We start from the raw sequence: 3090 nt of genomic DNA, 5'->3' as shown, positions 1-3090 counted from the left end.
TCGGCAGACGGTCGGCGTCGGCTATGGCCGTCCGAGCCAGCCTCAGCCCATCCAGCATGCCGAGCATCCGAAGCTCTTTCTTCTTGGCTGCTGTGAGCACTTCCATGGGGGCTCCTGTCACTGTTTCGATAGACACGCTTCGCACGTCACCTTGTCGCCGTCACCTGGATGATACCCGGTGTTCGCTGGAACGTCGGCAGAGCCGCACACCGTCCACAGACAGAAATCACGCGACATCAGCCAGTTACCCTCGGCCGCGTGCACCACCCCGGCCTTATCCTTCCAGTGGATCGGGCGGCCGTTGATCTCGCGGGTCGAGTTGCTGTCGTGCAAGCTCATCTCTTGGGGCTCCTGTTCAACGCGGCCAGACGACGTAACCGAACGCTTGCCCGCGCTGTGCGTCAGCCGCAGCGCGGATGCGCTCAGGTATGTCACTTGCGGAGCACGTCCCTTGTGCGCGATCGTAGCTATCGCGCGATTGCTTCTCGCACCATGAGTACCCATCTCCCACGGCATCGCGCCGCACATAGCGCTTCAGATCACCGAGCTGATAGCGGTACGGCTTGCTCGTCTCGTATGTGGTCACCACGGTCATCTGCTGGGACTCCTGTTCAGGTTTAGCCGAGGTCGGTGCGACGGTAATCGGCCAGCCACTTCTTGACTGCCTTTTCGAATGCCGCACCGTTCATCTCGTGGACCGTATTGCCGCTCGTGCTTCCGCCGTAGCAGATCTGCCTGCCGAGCGTGCCGCTGTTTCGGCCATTGCCGAAATCACAGTACACATAACCTTTGCCGGGGCGCGAGAACGTCCATTCGCGTCCGTCTGGCCACACCGCCGTCAGTGAGCCCGACAGCTCACGACGCCACATGATGCGATTGGCAGGGCTGCGGTTCGGGTGGTTTGCCACGATCAGCCCTCCATTCCAAGCACGGCGCGGGCGGCTGCGATCTCGTGCCGTGTGCCCTCAGCAACGCCGGAACTCGCGACCGACAGCTTGGCGTATTTGCCGACGATACCGTGCGGGTCAGACAGGCCGTGTTTGACGAACGAAACGTCGCGACCGGTCAGCCCCGCCCACACTCCGCCGATCTTCTGAGCGTTCAGCAGATACCGACCGGCGACGATGGCCTCGTCGCTCGCATTGAGAATGAGCGGCCGGAGAGCGGCGTAAAACTGGCCGGCGGCCACCTGGCGCTCTCCGGCTGGGGTCAACGGGGAGTTGTAGAACTGCACATCCGCCGCCGCTTTCTCGCCGATCGCGATCCACTGATCACAGGCGCGGAGCATGGCGTCGCGTACCAATTGAGCTTCGCTGGTCATCTGTCAGTCTCCGCCCCTGATGTCCCGCGAGGCGCCGGTCTGATGTTGTGTATATAAGCACAGTCCGCTTGACTTGTCCAGCACCTATGTTAGCTTGTGGACAACACGGGAGTTCTTGCTACGTGAATCGCGCCATTGAAAAGCCTGTCTCGGACTACTCCGGCCTCCGGATAGGGTACGCTCGCGTCAGCACCGATGACCAGAGCGTGCAGATGCAGGTGGACGCCCTGAAGCGCGCCGGCTGCCAGGACGATCACATCCACGTTGAGACCGCAAGCGGCGTCAGCAAGAAGCGCCCCAAGCTAGAGTTGGCACTGGTGGACGCGCGCCCCGGCGATGTGTTCGTGGTCTGGAAGCTCGATCGCCTCGGTCGATCCATGCTCGATCTGCTGGCCAAGATCGACAACCTCACCCGGCGCAACATCGGTTTTGTCTCGATCACCGAAAGCATCGACACGACAACGCCCGCCGGTCGGCTTCTCATGCACATCATGGGTGCGCTGTCTCAGTTCGAGCGCGACCTGATCGTGGAACGCACGAAGGCCGGGCAGGCGGCTGCCCGCGCCCGTGGCGTCACCATTGGCCACGAGCCGAAGATCGACATGGAAAAGGCCGCGCGCATGATTGCGCAGGGGAAGACGGTGCGGCAGGTTGCCGAGCACTTCGACGTCGTGCGGAGCGCGGTCTATCAGCGGTTCAGCGCCAGCGCGCGGCAGCAGCTTCGTGACGAGTATCTGGCCGCGCGAGCGGCGAAGCGGAAACAGGAGTGAGCCGACATGATGAGCACCGGAGCATGGGCCGTGCTGAAACAGTTGAAGCGGGGCGGCGTCTGGGACGGCGACCTGATCGACAAAGCCGGGCGCACGGAGCTGATGGGCAAGGGGCTCGTTCGGCGCGACCGCAAGTTCACGGACGGCCCCTATGCAGGGTGCCAGATCAACGAACTGACGGACGACGGCTGCAAGCTGGCCGCTGTGTGCATCGAGCTGGATGAGCGCTTCGGCGCGGCAAACTGATTACAGAGGGGAGTGCCGATGGTCTGCAAGTGCCCGCCTACCGAATGCCGCGGCGTTGGCATCTACGATTGCCGCCGCGAGCGCCTGCAGCTTGACGAGTACGGCCAGCGTCTAGCAGCACACTTCGACGAACGTATCGCTGCGATCAAGAGCGAACTTGAGGCATGCGGATTAATGCTAGTCTACCATGATCCAGGTGTGCCAACCGTTGCAGTCTGGCCCGGTCGTGCCGCTCTGATCAAAAAGACTTTTGGACTGTGACATAGGGGAGCCCCATGCGCGTCATGCGATCATCATCAGGTCGAGCCTACGCGCTCCGCGTCGGCAGGCTGCTGCTGGCGTACTCTGTCGGTCCCGGATCGGCGTGGGGTACGTGGTCGATTGAAGGTGTGCGGTCGGTCTCTCTCGGGCCGGTGGCGTTTGGAATTGGCTGGATCAGATAGGAGAGGCCATGAAGTGCGAGACCTGCGGCCACGGTCCGGCTGACGGTGCGGACCTTTATCGCGTCAACCCGAAGGGGCAACCCGGACGCTGGCGCTGCCTACAGCACATGCCGTCTCCTCCCGACCCAGAGTTGCGACGGATTGTTGAAACGGTGTCGAGTGCCCCGGCCGACGTGCTGGCCCCTGACGGTTATCAGTGGGACCCGCGCACAGGCAGTCTGCAACGAGTCCAGTGAGGAGGAGGCATGGTGGAGGGCGACTATAGCGACGAGCGCGAATGCCGGTGCTGCCGCACGCCAGTGCCTAACGG

At 62.8% G+C, this 3090-nt stretch carries 6 protein-coding genes; 2 read left to right on the top strand and 4 right to left on the bottom strand.

What is annotated here, in order from left to right:
* Positions 1–117: 117 nt before the first annotated feature.
* From IT540_RS04080 to IT540_RS04065, 4 genes are read right to left on the bottom strand one after another with little or no spacing between them, the layout of a single operon-like run.
* Entirely contained in the window at positions 118–339 is a 222-nt protein-coding gene (locus tag IT540_RS04080) for a hypothetical protein (protein WP_291173667.1), read from the bottom strand.
* Between the two features lie 16 nt (positions 340–355).
* Positions 356–595: a hypothetical protein gene (locus IT540_RS04075; protein WP_291173664.1), complete on the bottom strand. Its 240-nt coding sequence runs from the start codon at positions 593–595 to the stop codon at positions 356–358.
* Positions 596–617: 22 nt separating this feature from the next.
* Positions 618–908, bottom strand: coding sequence for a hypothetical protein (locus IT540_RS04070; RefSeq protein WP_291173661.1), 291 nt, complete (start codon positions 906–908; stop codon positions 618–620).
* Positions 909–910: 2 nt separating this feature from the next.
* The gene (locus IT540_RS04065; protein WP_291173659.1) at positions 911–1321 is read right to left on the bottom strand and encodes a hypothetical protein; all 411 of its coding nucleotides are present in this window, start codon (positions 1319–1321) and stop codon (positions 911–913) included.
* Positions 1322–1443: 122 nt separating this feature from the next.
* Between IT540_RS04065 and IT540_RS04060 the strand changes: the two genes are divergently transcribed.
* Together IT540_RS04060 and IT540_RS04055 are read left to right on the top strand one after the other, a co-directional pair.
* Positions 1444–2091 (top strand): recombinase family protein, encoded by a 648-nt coding sequence (locus IT540_RS04060; RefSeq protein ID WP_291173656.1) that lies wholly within the window; start codon positions 1444–1446, stop codon positions 2089–2091.
* 6 nt (positions 2092–2097) lie between these two features.
* Positions 2098–2337 (top strand): hypothetical protein, encoded by a 240-nt coding sequence (locus IT540_RS04055; RefSeq protein WP_291173653.1) that lies wholly within the window; start codon positions 2098–2100, stop codon positions 2335–2337.
* The last annotated feature ends 753 nt before the right edge of the window (positions 2338–3090 follow it).

The organism is Hyphomicrobium sp. (assembly GCF_020852195.1).
In the GTDB taxonomy this organism is placed as follows: domain Bacteria; phylum Pseudomonadota; class Alphaproteobacteria; order Rhizobiales; family Hyphomicrobiaceae; genus Hyphomicrobium_C.
Note: the sequence above shows the minus strand (reverse complement) of the source record. Positions and strands in the feature narration are given on the sequence as shown.